The sequence below is a fragment of the Pseudomonas sp. C2.3V genome (assembly GCF_058536325.1).
On the sequence record NZ_JBZUBN010000001.1, the window covers coordinates 1,122,553 to 1,140,563 of the forward strand.

At 55.9% G+C, this 18,011-nt stretch carries 20 protein-coding genes; 11 read left to right on the top strand and 9 right to left on the bottom strand.

The window, feature by feature from the left end; translation table 11 throughout:
- The first annotated feature begins 122 nt into the window (after positions 1 to 122).
- Both AC4LF3_RS05290 and ispD read left to right on the top strand, forming a co-directional pair.
- Positions 123 to 401: a septum formation initiator family protein gene (locus AC4LF3_RS05290; protein ID WP_010797398.1), complete on the top strand. Its 279-nt coding sequence runs from the start codon at positions 123 to 125 to the stop codon at positions 399 to 401.
- Positions 398 to 1,129, top strand: coding sequence for a 2-C-methyl-D-erythritol 4-phosphate cytidylyltransferase (ispD, locus tag AC4LF3_RS05295; RefSeq protein WP_122043241.1), 732 nt, complete (start codon positions 398 to 400; stop codon positions 1,127 to 1,129). The genes AC4LF3_RS05290 and ispD overlap by 4 nt, the downstream gene beginning before the upstream one ends.
- Positions 1,130 to 1,133: 4 nt before the next feature.
- Here the strand turns inward: ispD and AC4LF3_RS05300 are convergent, their stop codons facing one another.
- Both AC4LF3_RS05300 and AC4LF3_RS05305 read right to left on the bottom strand, forming a co-directional pair.
- Positions 1,134 to 2,300 (bottom strand): baeRF3 domain-containing protein, encoded by a 1,167-nt coding sequence (locus AC4LF3_RS05300; protein ID WP_434135817.1) that lies wholly within the window; start codon positions 2,298 to 2,300, stop codon positions 1,134 to 1,136.
- 298 nt (positions 2,301 to 2,598) lie between these two features.
- Entirely contained in the window at positions 2,599 to 3,483 is an 885-nt protein-coding gene (locus AC4LF3_RS05305) for a LysR family transcriptional regulator (RefSeq protein WP_083397954.1), read from the bottom strand.
- Positions 3,484 to 3,587: 104 nt separating this feature from the next.
- Here AC4LF3_RS05305 and AC4LF3_RS05310 point away from each other — a divergent pair, with 104 nt between their 5' ends.
- From AC4LF3_RS05310 to rpoS, 8 genes are all read left to right on the top strand, one after another.
- Positions 3,588 to 4,700, top strand: a complete 1,113-nt coding sequence (locus AC4LF3_RS05310; protein WP_434135819.1) for an S-(hydroxymethyl)glutathione dehydrogenase/class III alcohol dehydrogenase — start codon at positions 3,588 to 3,590, stop codon at positions 4,698 to 4,700.
- A 60-nt stretch (positions 4,701 to 4,760) separates the two neighbouring features.
- On the top strand, positions 4,761 to 5,612 hold the full coding sequence (fghA, locus tag AC4LF3_RS05315; protein WP_150347877.1) for an S-formylglutathione hydrolase: 852 nt from the start codon (positions 4,761 to 4,763) through the stop codon (positions 5,610 to 5,612).
- Between the two features lie 84 nt (positions 5,613 to 5,696).
- The gene (gene ispF, locus AC4LF3_RS05320) at positions 5,697 to 6,170 is read left to right on the top strand and encodes a 2-C-methyl-D-erythritol 2,4-cyclodiphosphate synthase (RefSeq protein ID WP_010797404.1); all 474 of its coding nucleotides are present in this window, start codon (positions 5,697 to 5,699) and stop codon (positions 6,168 to 6,170) included.
- Positions 6,167 to 7,225, top strand: a complete 1,059-nt coding sequence (gene truD / locus AC4LF3_RS05325) for a tRNA pseudouridine(13) synthase TruD (RefSeq protein WP_074828125.1) — start codon at positions 6,167 to 6,169, stop codon at positions 7,223 to 7,225. Before ispF ends, truD begins: the two co-directional genes overlap by 4 nt.
- Positions 7,213 to 7,962, top strand: a complete 750-nt coding sequence (surE, locus tag AC4LF3_RS05330) for a 5'/3'-nucleotidase SurE (protein ID WP_010797406.1) — start codon at positions 7,213 to 7,215, stop codon at positions 7,960 to 7,962. Before truD ends, surE begins: the two co-directional genes overlap by 13 nt.
- 38 nt (positions 7,963 to 8,000) lie before the next feature.
- Positions 8,001 to 8,636, top strand: a complete 636-nt coding sequence (locus tag AC4LF3_RS05335) for a protein-L-isoaspartate(D-aspartate) O-methyltransferase (protein ID WP_167517287.1) — start codon at positions 8,001 to 8,003, stop codon at positions 8,634 to 8,636.
- A gap of 160 nt (positions 8,637 to 8,796) precedes the next feature.
- Positions 8,797 to 9,618, top strand: coding sequence for a peptidoglycan DD-metalloendopeptidase family protein (locus AC4LF3_RS05340; RefSeq protein WP_491836250.1), 822 nt, complete (start codon positions 8,797 to 8,799; stop codon positions 9,616 to 9,618).
- 105 nt (positions 9,619 to 9,723) lie between these two features.
- The gene (rpoS, locus tag AC4LF3_RS05345) at positions 9,724 to 10,728 is read left to right on the top strand and encodes an RNA polymerase sigma factor RpoS (protein WP_010797411.1); all 1,005 of its coding nucleotides are present in this window, start codon (positions 9,724 to 9,726) and stop codon (positions 10,726 to 10,728) included.
- Positions 10,729 to 10,980: 252 nt separating this feature from the next.
- Here the strand turns inward: rpoS and fdxA are convergent, their stop codons facing one another.
- Positions 10,981 to 11,304, bottom strand: a complete 324-nt coding sequence (gene fdxA, locus AC4LF3_RS05350; protein ID WP_010797412.1) for a ferredoxin FdxA — start codon at positions 11,302 to 11,304, stop codon at positions 10,981 to 10,983.
- 69 nt (positions 11,305 to 11,373) lie between these two features.
- Positions 11,374 to 13,938: a DNA mismatch repair protein MutS gene (mutS, locus tag AC4LF3_RS05355; protein WP_491834898.1), complete on the bottom strand. Its 2,565-nt coding sequence runs from the start codon at positions 13,936 to 13,938 to the stop codon at positions 11,374 to 11,376.
- Positions 13,939 to 14,211: 273 nt separating this feature from the next.
- On the opposite strand from mutS, the gene AC4LF3_RS05360 reads away from it, so the two are divergent.
- Positions 14,212 to 14,583 (top strand): YkgJ family cysteine cluster protein, encoded by a 372-nt coding sequence (locus tag AC4LF3_RS05360; RefSeq protein ID WP_010797414.1) that lies wholly within the window; start codon positions 14,212 to 14,214, stop codon positions 14,581 to 14,583.
- A gap of 12 nt (positions 14,584 to 14,595) precedes the next feature.
- On the opposite strand, the gene AC4LF3_RS05365 is transcribed toward AC4LF3_RS05360, so the two are convergent.
- From AC4LF3_RS05365 to AC4LF3_RS05385, 5 genes are all read right to left on the bottom strand, one after another.
- Positions 14,596 to 14,793, bottom strand: a complete 198-nt coding sequence (locus AC4LF3_RS05365; RefSeq protein WP_010797415.1) for a hypothetical protein — start codon at positions 14,791 to 14,793, stop codon at positions 14,596 to 14,598.
- Positions 14,794 to 14,924: 131 nt separating this feature from the next.
- Positions 14,925 to 15,161, bottom strand: coding sequence for a DUF2171 domain-containing protein (locus AC4LF3_RS05370; RefSeq protein WP_010797416.1), 237 nt, complete (start codon positions 15,159 to 15,161; stop codon positions 14,925 to 14,927).
- Between the two features lie 238 nt (positions 15,162 to 15,399).
- Complete coding sequence (locus AC4LF3_RS05375; RefSeq protein ID WP_010797417.1) at positions 15,400 to 15,612, bottom strand: hypothetical protein; 213 nt, start codon at positions 15,610 to 15,612, stop codon at positions 15,400 to 15,402.
- Between the two features lie 60 nt (positions 15,613 to 15,672).
- Positions 15,673 to 16,659, bottom strand: a complete 987-nt coding sequence (locus tag AC4LF3_RS05380) for a 2-hydroxyacid dehydrogenase (protein ID WP_491834899.1) — start codon at positions 16,657 to 16,659, stop codon at positions 15,673 to 15,675.
- 12 nt (positions 16,660 to 16,671) lie between these two features.
- The gene (locus AC4LF3_RS05385) at positions 16,672 to 17,976 is read right to left on the bottom strand and encodes an MFS transporter (protein ID WP_010797419.1); all 1,305 of its coding nucleotides are present in this window, start codon (positions 17,974 to 17,976) and stop codon (positions 16,672 to 16,674) included.
- Between the last annotated feature and the right edge of the window lie 35 nt (positions 17,977 to 18,011).

An 18,011-nucleotide genomic window follows, 5' to 3' on the forward strand; every position in this document is an offset into this window, starting at 1 on the left:
GATGTGTTAAAAGAGCAGGATTGAAGTGTCGCTTATCGATATAGGCATCATTTCCTTCCTGCTCTTGTTTTAAGTATGTTCTCATTAGCTTACTTAACTTGTTGCTTTGAACCGTAAAGCCAATGCGTAGCCCTTACTGGTTGTTTCCTGTCCTGATCATTGCATTAGCCGGCCTGCAGTATCGCCTGTGGGTAGGTGATGGCAGTTTGGCGCAGGTAAAAGAGCTGCGTGAGCAGATTTCCAGTCAGGATGAGGAAAATAAGCAGCTGCTTGAACGCAACCGGATCCTCGAGGCGGAAGTTGCTGAGTTGAAAAAGGGCATGGAGACGGTTGAAGAGCGGGCTCGCCATGAGCTCGGTATGGTTAGAGAGGGTGAGACCCTTTACCTGCAGTCCAAATGATAAACACCTCATTACCTCTTTTCTGGGCCGTTATTCCGGCAGCGGGTATCGGTTCGCGCATGCGAGCGGATCGCCCCAAGCAATATCTGGATCTGGCGGGCCGAACGGTCATTGAGCACACGCTTTCTGCGTTATTGGATCATGCTTCCCTGCAGGGCATAGTCGTTAGCCTGGCGGCTGATGACAGATGGTGGCCTGGTCTTGCCTGCGCTACGGATAATCGGATTACCCGGGCTACTGGTGGGAAGGAACGTGCCGACTCTGTACTGAGCGGCCTTATGCGTCTGGAAGCCTGCGGCGCATCTGATCTTGACTGGGTATTGGTGCATGATGCAGCAAGACCTAATCTGGCTCAGAGCGACATTGATCGGCTATTGCAGGAGCTGGCTGATGATGAGGTTGGGGGATTACTGGCTATTCCAGTCAAGGATACGTTAAAGCGTGTCGACCCTTATGGCCGGGTTGAGGTGACAGTAGATCGCAGTGTCATCTGGCAGGCCTATACACCTCAGATGTTTCGATTGGGCCATCTGAGACAAGCGCTTAGTGATGCATTAGCTGCTGGCGTCATGATCACGGACGAAGCCTCCGCTATGGAGTGGGCGGGCTATAGACCCCGCGTGATAGAAGGGCGAAGTGATAACATCAAGATTACGCGGCCTGAGGATCTGGTTTGGCTGACGCAACTTTGGCATGAGCGCCGGCACGAACCGACGCCCACGACCTGACCCTTTAGAAGCGATACACTGCCGCTGCCCCCGTCTTGGACGGCATACGCTCACGGGGTACGACGACCACATCGCCGCCATGTTCCATGACGTAGGTGATCAGCTCATCCAGCACATCAGCTGTTTCAGCTCCAGCGGGTTTGGAGGGATGCAACTCGCCACTTTCCCGATCAAGCAGCCCGGGTATTTGGCGATCAGCCTCTACCAGCAGCATGGCTACACGGCTTTCAGCAGTAGCTTTTCCAATTTCTTCCAGTTGATCGGAGGCCAAGCCTTGGCCACGGGATTCGCCGTATTGGTCAAGAATGCCATTCAGGCGTTTCAAGTACATAGGCTCCATGAGCTTCCAGCTTTGCTGGCGCAGCATTTCTGTATCCAAGGCACCCTGGCCGATAGAAATACCTTTTTCCAAAAGCTGCTGGTTGTGACTGACATGACGGAAAACGGTCTGATTTTCCGGGAGCGCAGCCAAAATAAGGGGCAGTCCGGAAGGTTTGGAGTGGTGTTCAGTAATGGCTCGGTCGACAGCTCTAAAAAAGCGCTCACAGTCGATATCGATCTGCTCTTGCTTACCACTTCCACCAGAGCCGTGAATCATGGGGTCGCCACGCTCGCTCGCTCCACCAAAGCCGTTGGTGTTACCAATCTGATCCTTGGGCGTTAGTTCTGAACCTAATGCCTCATCTTGATTGCGGGGCACTTCAGGCGCCAGCTCAACTTCATCCAATACGTCCCGGTTGCCTTCAAAGAGGCGTACCTGATTACGAGACAAGCACAGAATCTGGTAACGATCTGCTGACTGAGCAATACGAAGAATGGGCTTTAGATAATGCTGAGAGTTAACAAGGGCTACCTCAGGCACCTTGCGCTGCAACGGATAAACCATGAAATAGTCTTTGCCACCAAAGACGGCGACACCATCACGGGTGTGATTCCAGAAGTCGCGGTTATCAACCAATTCATCGAATGGCTTGAGTAGCGTATCGCTGGGAGCGTCGGGGAATTGCTGTTCCAGAGAGGCTCTCAGGTCGCGGACCAGATTCTTGAAGCGGATCGGGTCCTGCGTGCGCTCTGGGAAGCTCCGATGGGTAGGCATATAAATCGATAGGCATGGCGGCTCATGCTTTTCCATTAGTTCAGCCAATGTTGCTTTGGTGATGGGTCCGTACATGGCGGCTTCCTCGCTATGGTTATGGAGGGTTCGTCAACTACGAATGAGCGTGGCACCTGGTATAGGCCAGGCAGAGCCGGCTCCTCGCTGAATCTGGCAAGGCAGAACGTATCCGCTTTCGGCTTCACATCGCTTTGAAAGTATCGATGCAGAATGCTCAAGAATGCGGTGCCGTTCTGACCTCTGGGATTCGACTGTTTGGAGCATGACCCTTTCATGTTCCATATAGGTACGACGAGCCCGGCAACGGCGGGTTCCAACCGTTGGACGTATGGCGTCTCCGCTGGCAACTCTCGCGTCAGCTCTGAAGATAGGTGACCAGATTGCTTTTGAGGTAGTCCACCAGTTGCCTGACCTTCGGGGATAAGTGGCGCCGCTGTGGATACAGCGCCCATACGCCTGTGTTGGGCGGTTGCCGGTTTTCCAGCAGGGAGACCAGCTCCCCTCGTGTCAGGTGAGGAGCCACGTAGTAATCCGGCAGCTGGCACAGACCAAAGCCTCTGAGTGCCGCATCCAGAACGGCCTGGCCGCTGTTGCAACGCCAGTTTCCTGCAACCTTGATGGGGATTTCCCGTCCATCTTCCTGAAAGGTCCAAACATCGCTATTACCGATCAGACAGTTATGCCGTGCCAGTTCTGACAGGGCATGGGGAGCGCCGAAGCGCTCGAGATAGCGTGGCGCAGCGCAAAGGTACATGATGCGAGGCGCAAGCTTGGTTGCTATGAGTTGAGAATCGTTTAGCCGGCCCAGGCGAATTGCCAGATCGAAGCCTTCCTGGACCAGATCCAGCGTCCGGTTGGAAAGCTCTATTTCCAGACGCAATTGCGGGTGCAGTGCCATGAAGCTGTTCACTAAGGGGATGATAAAACGCTCCCCGTAGGTCACTGCACATGTCATGCGCAGCAATCCCTTGGGCTCGCTGGACAGATCACTGACGGCCCGAAGTGCTTCCTCGCGAGCATCCTGCAGGCGTTGGCAATGCTGAAGAAAGGTCTGTCCGGCCTCGGTCAGTACGACACTGCGCGTGCTCCGATAGAACAGGCGTGTCTGCAGACGTTCTTCCAGTCGGGCGATTTGTCGGCTGACATGGGATGAGGAAACACCAAGCCGTTCGGCGGCCAAGCTGAAATGACCTGCTTCAGCAACCGCAACGAACTCATCCAAGCCTTCCCAGGCGCTCATGATTATCCCTGTATGGCAATAATATTTTGCAGTACGTTGGATTATTAACTAAATCAAAGCTCATACACTAGACGTACCGTATCACCAGATGGATGACGACCTCCATGATTAAATCACGAGCTGCTGTTGCTTTTGAGGCTAACAAGCCCCTTGAAATCGTTGAAGTAGATGTTGCCCCGCCTAAAGAGGGCGAGGTGCTGGTTCGTATCGTGGCGACAGGTGTCTGCCATACCGATGCCTACACACTGTCCGGCGCTGATCCGGAAGGTATTTTTCCTGCGATCCTTGGGCATGAGGGCGGCGGTATCGTCGAGGCGGTTGGTCCGGGAGTGACGTCCGTTGCCGTAGGTGATCATGTCATTCCGCTGTATACCCCGGAATGTGGCAAGTGCAAGTTTTGCCTGTCCGGCAAGACCAACCTGTGCCAAGCCATTCGCGCTACCCAGGGCAAGGGGCTCATGCCGGATGGCACGTCCCGTTTCTCTTATAAAGGCCAGCCGGTCTATCACTATATGGGGACTTCCACGTTCTCTGAGTACACGGTATTGCCGGAAATCTCGCTGGCCAGGATTCCCAAGGAAGCGCCTCTGGAGAAAGTCTGCCTGCTCGGCTGTGGTGTTACTACCGGGATCGGTGCAGTACTGAACACTGCCAAGGTGGAAGAGGGCGCTACGGTAGCCATCTTCGGTTTGGGTGGTATTGGCCTGTCAGCGGTAATCGGTGCGACCATGGCCAAGGCGGGACGTATCATCGCCATCGACATCAACCCTACCAAGGCTGAAATTGCCAAGCAGCTCGGGGCTACGGATTTCGTCAACCCCAACGACTACGACAAGCCTATCCAGGAAGTGATAGTCGAGCTGACGGATGGCGGCGTGGATTACTCGTTCGAGTGTGTGGGTAACGTGAAGCTTATGCGTGCTGCACTGGAATGCTGCCACAAGGGATGGGGTGAGTCGGTCATTATTGGTGTCGCTGGCGCTGGTCAGGAAATTAGTACACGTCCGTTCCAGCTGGTTACGGGGCGTGTATGGCGGGGCAGTGCGTTCGGAGGCGTCAAAGGTCGCACCGAGCTACCGGGCTACGTCGATAAGGCCCAGAAGGGCGAAATTCCGCTGGATACCTTTATTACCCACACCATGGGGCTGGACAAGATCAACGATGCCTTTGATCTGATGCATGAAGGTAAGAGCATTCGTACGGTTATCCACTATTGATCATGCATGGGTCCGGCGTCTTGCAACGTCGGGCCTGTCTCTGCCCATAAGGAGCTATCCATGAGCAATACGCTGGAATTGGTCTCATGCCAGAAGTCTTTTGGCGGCTGGCACAAGCGCTACAAGCATCGGTCGACGGTTCTGGGCTGTGAGATGACTTTTGCTGTCTATCTGCCTCCTCAAGCTGAGCAGAAAACACAGCTGCCAGCCCTGTACTGGTTGTCAGGGCTGACCTGTACCGATGAGAACTTCATGCAGAAGGCTGGCGCGCATCGAGTAGCTGCTGAGTTAGGACTGTTACTCGTAGCACCGGATACCAGCCCTCGTGGTCCGGACGTGCCCGATGATGCTGAAGGTGCCTGGGACTTTGGACTGGGAGCGGGCTTTTATCTAAATGCCACTCGCGAGCCCTGGGCCAAACACTATCGGATGCATGATTACGTTGTGAGGGAGCTGCCTGCTGTCATCGAGGCAAACTTCCCGGTGTCAGAGAAGCGTGGCGTAAGCGGCCATTCGATGGGAGGCCATGGTGCTTTGGTCTGCGCCTTGCGTAATCCTGGTTTCTATCGTTCGGTTTCGGCTTTTTCACCTATCGTAAATCCGATGAATTGTCCTTGGGGGCAAAAGGCGTTTTCCAATTATCTGGGGGAAGACCGTTCCACCTGGGCTGAGTGGGATGCCTGTGCACTGATGGAAAAAGCGCAGGAACGACTACCTGTTCTTGTGGATCAAGGGGAGCAGGATAGCTTTCTTTCCGAGCAGCTCAAACCAGAGGCATTGGAGCAGGTAGCTACCCGTGTCGGTCATCCCTTGACCCTGCGTCTGCAGCCAGGTTATGACCATAGTTACTATTTCGTTGCCACCTTTATCGAGGATCATTTGCGTCATCATGCCCGTGCGCTGATCGATTGATCGAACTTGCGTGTTCGGTAACGGCGACGTTTACGGATTACCCCGGTAGAATTGACGCCCTGATCCTTCAGGGCGTTTTTATTTATGCGAATTGGCCACGGCTATGATGTCCATCGTTTCGGTGAAGGTAACTTCATCACGCTGGGCGGTGTACAGATTCCCCACACTTCTGGACTGGTTGCTCACTCGGATGGTGACGTCGTTCTGCATGCTTTGGCAGATGCCCTGCTGGGAGCGGTTGCACTGGGCGATATCGGTAAGCACTTCCCAGATACCGATCCGCAGTTCAAGGGTGCCGATAGCCGAGCATTGCTACGTCATGTGTTGGGTCTGGTCCAGCAAAAGGGCTTCAAGGTTGGTAACGTCGACGCCACGATTATCGCTCAGGCTCCCAAGATGGCCCCTCACATCGATGCCATGCGTCGTGTGATTGCAGAAGATCTGCAGGTTGAGCTTGATCAGGTCAATGTAAAGGCAACCACTACAGAACGCTTGGGATTTGTCGGGCGTGAGGAAGGCATTGCCGTGCATGCAGTAGCGCTGTTGCTTCCGGTATGACTGAAATCGAACTGCTAGGCCCGACGGCTCATGGACCGGCCTGTGGTACCGCTGTATTGAAGGCGACTGCCGAAGACTTTCAGGTGAACGAGGTGCTCGATATTCCCTTGGAAGGCGAGGGTGAACATCTCTGGCTTTGGGTCGAGAAGCGAGGCCTCAACACAGAGGAGGCTGCACGTCGTTTGGCGCGCGCGGCTGGTGTTCCGCTACGGGCCATCAGTTATGCAGGGCTCAAGGATCGACAGGCGCTCACGCGTCAATGGTTCAGCCTGCATCTTCCAGGAAAGACCGACCCTGAGCTCAGCGCTGCTGAAGGCGATGCCCTGTGCATCCTGAAGCGGGCCAGGCACCGCCGTAAGCTTCAGCGCGGCGCTCACGCAGCCAATGGATTCACGCTCAGGCTGACCGAGCTGGCGGCTGACAGAGATAAGCTGGAGGAGCGGCTGAGCAAGATAGCCGCTGAAGGCGTACCGAACTACTTCGGACTGCAACGTTTCGGGTACGAGGGTGGCAACCTGGACGAGGCGCGGCATTTCGCACAGCAGGGCACGCTGCCCGAACAGCGTAATCGCCGTTCCCGCATACTGTCCGCAGCGCGTAGCTACCTGTTCAATCAGGTATTGGCGCAACGTGTTGCCGCCGGAAGCTGGAATGTGGCCAGGGTTGGCGATCTGTTGGCCTTCACTGACAGCCGCAGCTTTTTCCCTGCGGGGGAGGCAGAGTGCTCCGACCCCCGGCTGGCGGCCCTTGACCTTCACCCTACCGGCCCGCTTTGGGGAGAAGGTGACTCACCTGCCGGTGGCGCAGTCCAACAGGAAGAACAGGGTGTAGCCGCCGATGCGGCCGGATTGCCCGCCTGGCTTGCTGATGCGGGGCTTCGGCATGAACGGCGCATTCTTCGCCTCCCTATTAACGGTTTGTCATGGCATTATCCCGAGCCTGACATTCTGCAACTTGATTTCGTCTTGCCGGCTGGCTGCTTTGCTACCGTTGTAGTGCGTGAGCTCGTCTCGCTGGCCACGGCAGGACAGACGGATACTCCATGCGACTTTTGATTGCCAACGATGACGGCGTTCTTTCACCCGGCATTGCTGCCTTGCATGCGGCGCTGGACGACTATGCCGAGTGCACCGTGGTAGCGCCATTGACGGATATGAGTGGAATCAGCAGCGCCTTGACGCTGGATCGTCCCTTGCATCCACAACGGTTGCCTAATGGTTATATTGGTATAAACGGTACGCCTACCGATTGTGTGCATCTGGGCATCAACGGTCTGCTGGAGCATACGCCCGACATGGTCGTATCAGGTATCAACCTGGGCGCCAACCTGGGCGATGACGTTCTATACTCGGGAACGGTGGCAGCGGCACTGGAAGGTCGCTTTCTTGATCGTCCGGCTTTTGCCTTCTCGCTCTTGTCACGGCTTCCGGATAATCTTCCGGCGGCCGCGCAAATCGCCCGGCAGCTGGTCGAGGCCCATACGCAGTTCGATCTACCGCCGCGTACGGTGCTGAATGTCAACATACCCAACCTGCCGCTTGAACATATTAAAGGGGTGCGGCTGACCCGGTTGGGCCATCGTGCACGTGCCAAGCCTCCGGTCAGGGACGTTAATCCCAGGGGTAAGGAAGGGTACTGGATCGCAGTCGCGGGTGATGCTGAAGACAGCGGCCCGGACACGGATTTTCATGCGGTGATGCAAGGTTACGTATCGATTACGCCGCTACAGTTGGATCGGACCTTCCATGAAGGGTTTGCCGGACTGGCTGTTCTAGAGGAGATGTTTCGATGAATCAGGGGCAAGAGCATATGCAGCGTCATGGGATCGGCATGACTTCGCAGCGGACTCGCGAACGGCTCATTCAAAGGCTTTATGAGGAAGGCCTGTCCAATGCGCAGGTGCTGGAAGTAATTCGACGCACGCCCCGTCATCTGTTTGTCGACGAAGCCCTGGCGCACCGTGCCTATGAAGATACGGCACTGCCCATTGGTCATAACCAGACCATTTCTCAACCGTACATGGTGGCTCGCATGACCGAGCTGCTGCTGGCGGCCGGTCCGCTGGACAAGGTCATGGAGATCGGTACGGGATCCGGCTACCAGACTGCGGTGCTGGCCCAACTGGTTGAGCGTGTGTTCTCTGTTGAGCGTATTCAGTCGCTGCAGGACCGAGCCAAAGAGCGCCTGGTCGAACTCAATGTGCGCAACGTCGTATTTCGCTGGGGAGATGGGTGGGAGGGCTGGCCAGCCCTGGCTCCCTATAACGGCATCATCGTAACAGCGGCGGCTCGTGAAGTGCCTCAAGCCTTGCTGGATCAGCTGGCACCGGGTGGACGTCTCGTGATTCCGGTAGGCGAGGGCGAAGAGCAGCAATTACTGTTGATCGAACGCCAGGAAGAAGGTTTTTCACGTCAAGTGCTCGATTCTGTGCGCTTTGTTCCACTTCTGAATGGACCGTTGGCCTGACCCCTTCGTCAGGGAACGATAGCATTGGCAATGGTCAATACAGCGGCCAATTCGGCTTGCGTTGACGTACAAGCTTTCTAAGGGGGAAGGAGTGAGGCTTCTTAAGGCCCGGCTGCGAGGGATTCGCAACGGTAGTGGGATCAGCTTGGTAGTGGCTCTGATGCTAAGTCTCGTCTTGTCAGGATGCTCCAGCTCCTCATCCCGAGGTGTACAGGTCGTTGATCGCTCCGGTGGTTCGGCAAATACATACCGTGTTACAAAAGGACAATATACCGTTCGGCGGGGGGATACCCTCTACGCTATAGCCTCCCGTAATGGATGGGATTGGCGAAGCCTTGCTGCTCATAACGGTATTTCTTCACCGTATGTCATCCATGTTGGCCAGAAAATCAACTTTGGCGGCAGCAGCTCCAGTACGGTCGCAACTACCCCTCGAAGACCCGTACAAACCGTGTCGTCTGCGCCTGTTTCCACCGCTCCGGCTAGTACGAACACGCCTGTGGCTACACCTGCACCCACCTCTCCACCCGTAACGCAGAGCGTTCCGGCTACGCCTCCGCCGGTAACCGCGCCTCCGGCGACTACACCAACTGTCGAGGTTGCCAAGACTTCTGCAGGCTGGGCCTGGCCCACTAAGGGCACACTGATTTCCCGGTACTCCTCGAACGGCAGTTTGAATAAAGGCATTGATATAGCCGGAGATTTGGGACAGCCTGTTCTGGCGGCTTCTGGTGGAACCGTCGTGTATGCAGGCAATGGGTTAAGGGGTTACGGTGAGCTGATCATCATCAAGCACAACGAAACCTACGTCAGTGCGTACGGTCATAATCGCAGGCTTCTGGTTCGGGAGGGGCAACAGGTCAAGGTCGGGCAAACAATCGCCGAGATGGGTTCTACAGGAACCGACCGGGTGAAGCTGCATTTTGAGATTCGCCGGCAGGGTAAACCCGTAGATCCTCTGCAATATTTGCCAAATCGTTGACTCGTTGTCTGACCCGTTCCAGCGCTAGGGGGACGGGTTCAGGCGTAATCAGGGGGATTGATCACGCCCGGGCTTGTTGTCGAACTCAAGCAAGGGACATTGATCATGGCGCTTAATAAAAAAGAACCCGAGTTTGACATGAGTGACGAAGTGCTCCTGCTGGAAACTTCCGTCTCATTCGAAGAAGGGTCATTTGATGCATCACAGCTACTGGGTGATGCGCCTAAAGCACTTCAATCACGTACGTCCAAGCAAACCAAGCATATCGATTACAACCGGGCGCTCGATGCGACTCAGTTGTATCTCAATGAAATCGGTTTCTCTCCACTGCTTTCTCCTGAGGAAGAGGTTCATTTTGCGCGATTGGCGCAAAAGGGAGATCCCGCTGGCCGCTGCCGTATGATCGAGAGCAACCTTCGTCTTGTGGTGAAGATTGCTCGCCGTTATGTGAATCGGGGGCTGTCCCTGCTCGATCTGATCGAGGAAGGCAACCTGGGGCTGATTCGCGCGGTAGAAAAATTCGATCCTGAGCGTGGCTTCCGCTTCTCAACCTATGCGACCTGGTGGATCCGACAGACCATTGAGCGTGCCATCATGAACCAGACGAGGACGATTCGTCTGCCCATTCATGTGGTCAAGGAGCTTAATCTGTATTTGCGGGCTGCCCGTGAACTGGCGCAAAAGCTTGATCATGAGCCGTCGCCGGAAGAGATCGCCTGTCTGCTGGAAAAGCCAGTGGAGGAGGTGAAGCGGATGATGGGACTTAATGAACGGATCAGCTCTGTTGATGTGTCTTTGGGGCCTGATTCAGACAAGACGCTTCTCGATACGCTTACCGACGATAGGCCAAGCGATCCGTGCGAACTATTGCAGGATGACGACCTCAGCCAGAGCATTGACCAATGGCTGTCGGAGTTGACGGACAAGCAGCGTGAGGTGGTTGTCCGGCGTTTTGGCTTGCGCGGGCATGAAAGCTGTACGCTTGAAGAAGTAGGGCAGGAGATCAACCTGACCCGCGAGCGGGTACGGCAGATACAGGTCGAGGCCCTAAAGCGGTTGCGCGAGATTTTTGAGCGTAACGGCTTGTCGAGCGACTCGTTGTTTCAATAAGCCTTCTAATTGGCACTAAAGCCCGACGTTGAGTTGGGCTTTTTTATAGGCGCGCGAAAGCCATCGGCAACGTGATAACGAGGTGGCAGAGGTGGGTCACGGGAGGTTCGCTAACGCTCTAGGCAGCGGAGAAAGAGAGCGAGTTACAACGTGGTGCGGCAGATGAATAAACAAAGACAAAGGGCGAGTTAGCTCGCCCTTTTAGATGCGTGCAACAAATGCAGCGCCTGAACAGCTGGGTTCAAGCCCTGATCAGCGCTCCAGGTACTGCAACTTGTTAGGCTTGCCGTCCCACTCTTCCGCATCGGCCAGCGCTTCTTTCTTCTCGGTGATATTCGGCCAGACTTCACAGAGATCACGGTTCAACTCTATGAATTCCTGCTGGTTTTCCGGTACCTCATCTTCAGAGAAGATAGCCTGTGCAGGGCACTCCGGCTCGCATAGGGCGCAGTCGATACACTCATCTGGATGAATGACCAGAAAGTTGGGGCCTTCGTAAAAGCAGTCCACCGGGCATACTTCTACACAGTCGGTATATTTGCATTTGATGCAGTTGTCGGTGACAACAAAAGTCATTATTAGAACTCCTCAGGCGGCTAGGCGCGGGATTTTAGCAGTATTAGGCCAATCCCCGTCATCGGGTTGTCAGATACGCTTTTTCCATTCATAGATAAGCTGCAGCGCTTTAAGTGGCGTCAGCTCGTCGGGATTCAGTTTTTCCATCTCATCCAACAGCGGATGCGTAGCCGCTGCAAACAGATCGGCCTGCATGGGTTGAGGTGCCTGGCTGATCGTTTTCGGGGCTTCGTGGGACAGACTGGTCTTTTCCAAATGCGCCAGATGCTCACGGGCCCGCTGGATGACCTGGCTAGGTACACCTGCCAGTTGAGCGACCGCAAGGCCGTAGCTCTGGCTGGCCGGGCCGGGCAGAACATGGTGCAGGAAGACAATCCGATCGTTGTGCTCAGTGGCGTTGAGGTGCACGTTGGCTACTACCGGCTCGTTGTCTGGCAGAACCGTAAGCTCGAAGTAGTGTGTTGCAAACAGGGTGTAGGCCCGCAGCTTGGCCAGCTGTTCGGCCGCGGCCCAGGCCAATGACAGGCCGTCGAAGGTACTGGTACCTCGCCCGACTTCATCCATAAGGACTAGGCTATGCTCGCTGGCATTGTGCAGGATGTTGGCGGTTTCACTCATTTCGACCATAAAGGTCGAGCGCCCGCCTGCCAGGTCATCACTTGAGCCAATTCGGGTAAAGATGCGGTCTACCAGGGACAGGCGGCACGCCGCTGCCGGTACGAAGCTACCGATATGTGCCAGGAGAACGATCAGAGCGGTCTGACGCATATAGGTGGATTTACCGCCCATGTTCGGGCCGGTAATGATCAGCATCCGCGTATCGTTATTCAGGTTCAGGTCGTTGGCTACAAACGGGGTATCCAGCACCTGCTCCACAACGGGGTGACGGCCCTGTGATATTTCCAGGCAGGGTTCATCGACAAAACTCGGTCGATTGAGGTCGAGGTTCAGTGCACGTTCGGCCAGGTTGCTCAGTACATCAAGCTCGGCCAAGGCCGCCGCGGTGTCCTGAAGGGGGGCAAGCTGTTCGATGAGGCTATCGATCAAGGCTTCATACAGGACCTTTTCACGGGCCAGTGCACGGCTCTGGGCTGACAAGGCCTTGTCTTCAAACGCTTTCAATTCAGGCGTAATGAAGCGTTCGGCCCCTTTGAGCGTCTGTCGGCGAATATAGTCAGCTGGTGCCTGCTCAGCCTGCATCCGGGGTAGCTCGATAAAGTAGCCATGGACGCGGTTGTAGCCAACTTTCAAGCCGGAAAGACCGGTGCGAGCCTTTTCCCGTGCTTCGAGATCCATCAGAAACTGCCCGGCGTTCTCGCTCAAAGTCTGTAGCTCGTCCAGCTCGGCATCGTAGCCGCGCTTGATGACGCCGCCATCGCGGATGACTGCTGGCGGAGTGTCGACAACAGCGCGAGAAAGCGTATCCGCCAGTTCGGGATAGGTCTGGATGCTTTTGGCCAGGTCGTTGAGATGAGGCGCTACCAGATCCTGCATGCCGTGCTGTAATTCGGGGAGCGCCGAGAGCGCGTCACGCAGACGGGCCAAATCCCGCGGGCGAGCCGTACGCAGTCCGATTCGGGCCAGGATACGTTCTATGTCGCCGATCTCTTTCAGTTGAGGTTGCAGCTGTTCGAAGCGGTATTGCTCCAACAGGCAGGTAATGGCGTCTTGGCGCGCCTGGATGACGCTGCGGTTGCGCAGGGGGCGGTTGAGCCAGCGAGTCAGAAGGCGGCTACCCATGGCCGTTTGGCAACGATCTACCACCGATTGCAGTGTATTCTCACGGCCGCCGGAGAGATTGGTATCCAGTTCCAGGTTGCGGCGGCTGGCGCCATCCAGAATGACCGTGTCGTCCAGGCGCTCGTGATGCAGGCTGCGCAGGTGATGAAGCGCAGTACGCTGCGTCTCTTTGGCATAGGCCAGCAGGCTACCAGCCGCACCGATGCCCAGTTTGAGCTTGTCACAGCCAAACCCTTTGAGGTCCTGCGTACCGAACTGCTGGCATAAACTCTTAACAGCCGTGTCGCAGTCGAAGTCCCAGGGTGCCCTACGGCGAAGTCCGCGGCGCTTTTCGATAGGTAGACCCTGCGGCCAGTCATCAGGAATAAGCAGCTCGGCCGGGTTGAGTCGCTCGATCTCGGCCATGAGCGGCTCCCAGCCGGATAGCTCCTGAACAACAAAGCGTCCACTGGTGATGTCCAGGACCGCAAGACCGAACAGTTTGTGATCGCCTAGAATGGCGGCGAGCAGGTTATCGCGTCGCTCATCCAGCAGGGCTTCATCACTGACTGTGCCAGGCGTAAGAATCCTGACGACCTGACGCTCCACGGGGCCTTTGCTGGTAGCCGGATCGCCGATCTGCTCGCAGATGACTACGGACTCACCCAGTTTGACCAGTTTGGCCAGATACCCTTCGGCTGAGTGAAAGGGGATGCCCGCCATGGGGATAGGCTTGCCTGCCGACGCGCCACGGGAAGTCAGTGTGATGTCGAGCAGCTTGGACGCCTTTTTGGCATCATCATAAAAAAGCTCGTAAAAATCACCCATGCGATAGAAGAGCAGCTGCTCAGGGTGCTGATGCTTGATCTTCAGGTATTGCTGCATCATCGGCGTATGGTTGGAAAGGCTTTCCATACAGGTCATTCACTCGCGGGGTCGTTTTACAGGGTCGGCAATTCTACCGGATTTGTCGGTATCGTCGGATAAAAAGCACCGGGTAGGAGGCTGTTGAGGCGTTAAACCCAAGCGGTAGCCGGAAGCGGGTGACTGATGGGTAAAGACGCTATCAGCCTATCGTCCAAGAGGCACTAAATTTTCTCTCACCCCCCTTCACAACGGCTTTGCCGCGAATAAAATGACGCTTCTCTCGCCGGCATTCGTCCGGTTTTTTCTGGTGTTCTGCCAAACATGTCGACCGATAATCCTTGCCTTAACTGCGGTGCCTGCTGCGCGTTTTTTCGTGTGTCGTTCTACTGGGGTGAATGCCGGTCCGCCGGTGGTCTGGTGCCGGATGAGTTGACGGTGGGGGTTACTCCTCACCACGTTGCGATGGTAGGTACTGATACCAAACCTGCACGCTGCGTCAGCCTATTGGGCGATGTAGGATGCGGTACGCGTTGCACCATGTATGAGAGCCGACCGAGCCCTTGCCGTGAGTTCGAAGCCTCATGGATCAATGGTGAGCATAACGAGCGGTGCGATGCTGCGCGTGCAGCCTATGGCCTGCCTCCATTAACGCCGCCATTGCAGCCTCATCAGTCGCCTGAGCGGGTGGCCTGATAGCCGGACGTTTCAACAGAGGCGGAAAAAAGCTTCAAGGGGGCTGCAAATGGAAAGGGCGCGGGTAATGATGGCGATGATCAGGCCCAGCATGCCCAATGTGCCTGCCCATAGCAGGGCCAAGCCGACAGGATGCTGATTTCTGGCGAAGCCTGTGATAAGCATGGCTGAAAACAGAATGATGAAAACAAGGGTGGTGTTGTGATTCATGATGATCGTCCGTCGGTGGCGGTCCGAAGTGTATGCCATTCGCCGCTCTAGAGGCGGCCTATCATCATGTTTGGGAAGAAATATCGAGGGGCCGGTATGAGCGGCAATCGCTCATACCGGTAATGACCCGGTCAGGCTGCCTGCCAGGAGCGCTCGGCTTCGTCACGCGTCTTGACCAGTTGAATCTTGCCGCCTTCAACAGACTTCACCCAAGACAGCGGAATATAGTGGTGCTGGCCATTGGCATCCTGATCCTGCTTGGTCAGCTTGATACGATCAGTGCCTTCCAGGTGATCGACTGTGCCAACGTGCTGGCCATCGGATCCTACGATTTCGGCGTGTTCTTTAATGCTGTTTACATCAACCATTTCATTCTCCTGTTGGGACGTGAAAGGGTGAGTTGCCCTCAAGCAACTCGCTTAGGCCCATTCAAGGTGCCTACCCAAGGTCCGACAGGGAAAGGCTTCGCTATGTTTCATGGGTGCGACGAGAGGTCGCAGAGGTTGCCACGCTGTGAAAGTAGGATGACGGTTGTGTGATGAAAGGTGCGTTTCGAATGTAGAAACGCCCGGATGATCCGGGCGTTTGGATGGTCTGGCAGGGTATTCAGATGCCTTCATCTCCTTGAAACTCTTCAACGGCGCGAACCACTTTGTCATGGTGGGACTCGCCTGCAGCCTCTGCCAGCTTTTCAATCGCCTGGGCAAGTGCCTCGAAGGCATCCCGGTAATAAGCAGGCTGATCTTGATCGGCCGCTTTGCCAGCCTGCATACGGGCTTGCTGGAGCAGTTCGGCAATTTCTTCTTTATTTGCAGCCATGGTGGTTTCCCTCATGTAATCGACAGACATTGGACAGCCGCTCGCGAGGTGGATTCACCTTCACTGGCTACGTCGTTCCCACGCCTCCCGATTGACCAGATCAGGCGGGCGCTTACCTGACAGGGCAGCCAGCAGATTGTCGACCGCGCAGCGTGCCATGCCTTCGCGCGTGCCATGGGTTGCCGAACCGATATGGGGTGTAGCGACCACATTGGGCAGGTTCAGCAGGGGGGAATCTGCCGGAAGCGGCTCCTTTTCGAAGACATCCAGACCGGCACCTTTGAACTGCTGCTTTTGAAGCGCGTCGATCAGGGCCTTCTCATCCACCACCTTGCCTCGGGAGATGTTGATGAAAAAGCTTTCCGGTTTTAATAACGCGAACTCCCGCGCCCCGATAAGCCGCGTTGTTTCAGGGCTTAGCGGTACGGTGACACAAATAAAGTCCGCCTCGCTCAGTAGTTGGTCCAGGGAGCGGTATTGTGCGGCGAACTCCCGTTCGATATCCGGCTTGGGGGAGTGGCTGTTGTAGAGGATAGGCATGCCAAAGCCAAAGTGACCGCGACGGGCAATCGCCGATCCGATCCGGCCCATTCCTACTATTCCCAGCGTCTTGCCATGAACATCACTGCCGAAGAGGGGTTCCCCCAGGCTGGCCTGCCAGTCTCCCGCCTTGACATAGTTCGCAAGCTCAATCACACGTCTGGCGGTCGACAGGATCAAGGCGAAAGCTGTGTCAGCGACAGTTTCCGTCAGTACATCCGGGGTGTTGCACAAGAGAATGCCGCGGCGGGTAAGGTAATCGAGGTCATAGTTGTCGTAGCCTACCGATACGCTAGCAATGGCTTCTAGGTGAGGTGCCTTGTCCAGCAGTTCAGCGTTGAGTTTGACGCTGGAACCAATCAGGCCGTGCGCGTCTGGCAGGGCGTCTTCCAGCGGTGCCAGACCGTGCTTACCGGTTACATCGACATAGGTCAGCTCAGCTGCTTCCTGCAGGCGAGCAGTCAGCGCGGGTGAGAGTTTCTTGTAGGCAATGACACGCTTTTTCATGAGCAGTCCTGTTCAGTGAGAGGTGGCCGTACGCATTGGCTGTGCGTTCTTGGCTGTTTCCTGGCTGGCAGTAGGAGCGGAACGCAGGAGCATGGTCAGCACGGCAGAGACGAGAAGTGCACTGCCCATGAAGACATAGGAGGCAGCAGGGGTACCGGTAACACCGTTCAGATAACCCACGATGTAGGACCCAACAAAGGAACCCAGTGCTCCCATGCTGTTGATAAGCGCCATGGCCCCACCCGCCACATTGCTAGGCAGGATCTCGGGCACGATGGCGAAGAACGGACCGTAAGGCGCGTACATGCAGGCACCTGCGATAACCAGCAAGGTGTAGGACCACCAGAAATGCTGAGTGCCCAGCATGAACGACCCTGCGAAAGCGAGGGCGGCGATCAGTAGCGGCGGCCAGACAAACCGTTTGCGATTGAGGGTTTTGTCGGACATCCAGGAGACCGCCAGCATGGCAAGGACCGCCATCAGATAGGGCAGGGCGGATAGCCAGCCAGCCTCGACGATATCCAGCTGAGCGGCCTGCTTCAGAATAGACGGCAACCAGATCACGAACCCATATACGCCAATGCTCCAGCAGAAGTACTGGGCAGACAGCAGAATGACTTTGGGCGAGCGAAAGGCCTCCCGGTAATTCTTGACGGGTTTCATACCCACCTGTTCAGCCTGAAGCGCGCTCTCGAGGTCCTGCTTTTCCTGAGTGCTCAACCATTTGGCCTGTGCGGGACGGTCATCGGCCAGGCGCCACCAGATAAAGGCCCAGATAATGGCGGGAAAGCCCTCGATGATGAACATCCAACGCCAGTTGAGGGTATGCACCAGGTAGCCCGAGACGACCGACATCCAGAGAATGGTTGCGGGATTACCCAGGATCAAAAAGGTATTGGCCCGGGAGCGCTCCGCACGGGTAAACCAGTGACAGAGATAAACCAGCATGGCCGGCATGACCGCTGCCTCAACCACGCCCAGGAGGAAGCGAATCGCAATCAGGGCTTGTACGTTTGGAATTACGCCGGTCAATGTGGCACAGCCGCCCCACAGGATCAGGCTCCAAAAGATCAGCTTTTTTACGCTGCGCTTTTCAGCGTATATCGCGCCAGGCACCTGAAAGAAGAAATAGCCAAGAAAGAACAGGGCACCCAGTAGCGACGACATGGCTGGAGTAATGGCCAGGTCATCAGCCATGCCGGAAGCGGCCGCGAATCCATAGTTGGCCCGGTCCAGATAGGCCAGGCTGTAGGTGATGAACACGATGGGCATGATGTACCACCAGCGGCGGGTGGCAATGGAGGAGGTTGCATTCATGACGATATACCTGTGGGCTTATTGTTGTTGTCCAT

Excerpts from the sequence above, each read along its gene's own strand:
- AC4LF3_RS05290 (WP_010797398.1), top strand. The coding sequence starts at position 123 with ATGCGTAGCCCTTACTGGTTGTTTCCTGTCCTGATCATTGCATTAGCC.
- ispD (WP_122043241.1), top strand. The coding sequence starts at position 398 with ATGATAAACACCTCATTACCTCTTTTCTGGGCCGTTATTCCGGCAGCG.
- AC4LF3_RS05300 (WP_434135817.1), bottom strand. The coding sequence starts at position 2,300 with ATGTACGGACCCATCACCAAAGCAACATTGGCTGAACTAATGGAAAAG.
- AC4LF3_RS05305 (WP_083397954.1), bottom strand. The coding sequence starts at position 3,483 with ATGAGCGCCTGGGAAGGCTTGGATGAGTTCGTTGCGGTTGCTGAAGCA.
- AC4LF3_RS05310 (WP_434135819.1), top strand. The coding sequence starts at position 3,588 with ATGATTAAATCACGAGCTGCTGTTGCTTTTGAGGCTAACAAGCCCCTT.
- fghA (WP_150347877.1), top strand. The coding sequence starts at position 4,761 with ATGAGCAATACGCTGGAATTGGTCTCATGCCAGAAGTCTTTTGGCGGC.
- ispF (WP_010797404.1), top strand. The coding sequence starts at position 5,697 with ATGCGAATTGGCCACGGCTATGATGTCCATCGTTTCGGTGAAGGTAAC.
- truD (WP_074828125.1), top strand. The coding sequence starts at position 6,167 with ATGACTGAAATCGAACTGCTAGGCCCGACGGCTCATGGACCGGCCTGT.
- surE (WP_010797406.1), top strand. The coding sequence starts at position 7,213 with ATGCGACTTTTGATTGCCAACGATGACGGCGTTCTTTCACCCGGCATT.
- AC4LF3_RS05335 (WP_167517287.1), top strand. The coding sequence starts at position 8,001 with ATGACTTCGCAGCGGACTCGCGAACGGCTCATTCAAAGGCTTTATGAG.
- AC4LF3_RS05340 (WP_491836250.1), top strand. The coding sequence starts at position 8,797 with ATGCTAAGTCTCGTCTTGTCAGGATGCTCCAGCTCCTCATCCCGAGGT.
- rpoS (WP_010797411.1), top strand. The coding sequence starts at position 9,724 with ATGGCGCTTAATAAAAAAGAACCCGAGTTTGACATGAGTGACGAAGTG.
- fdxA (WP_010797412.1), bottom strand. The coding sequence starts at position 11,304 with ATGACTTTTGTTGTCACCGACAACTGCATCAAATGCAAATATACCGAC.
- mutS (WP_491834898.1), bottom strand. The coding sequence starts at position 13,938 with ATGGAAAGCCTTTCCAACCATACGCCGATGATGCAGCAATACCTGAAG.
- AC4LF3_RS05360 (WP_010797414.1), top strand. The coding sequence starts at position 14,212 with ATGTCGACCGATAATCCTTGCCTTAACTGCGGTGCCTGCTGCGCGTTT.
- AC4LF3_RS05365 (WP_010797415.1), bottom strand. The coding sequence starts at position 14,793 with ATGAATCACAACACCACCCTTGTTTTCATCATTCTGTTTTCAGCCATG.
- AC4LF3_RS05370 (WP_010797416.1), bottom strand. The coding sequence starts at position 15,161 with ATGGTTGATGTAAACAGCATTAAAGAACACGCCGAAATCGTAGGATCC.
- AC4LF3_RS05375 (WP_010797417.1), bottom strand. The coding sequence starts at position 15,612 with ATGGCTGCAAATAAAGAAGAAATTGCCGAACTGCTCCAGCAAGCCCGT.
- AC4LF3_RS05380 (WP_491834899.1), bottom strand. The coding sequence starts at position 16,659 with ATGAAAAAGCGTGTCATTGCCTACAAGAAACTCTCACCCGCGCTGACT.
- AC4LF3_RS05385 (WP_010797419.1), bottom strand. The coding sequence starts at position 17,976 with ATGAATGCAACCTCCTCCATTGCCACCCGCCGCTGGTGGTACATCATG.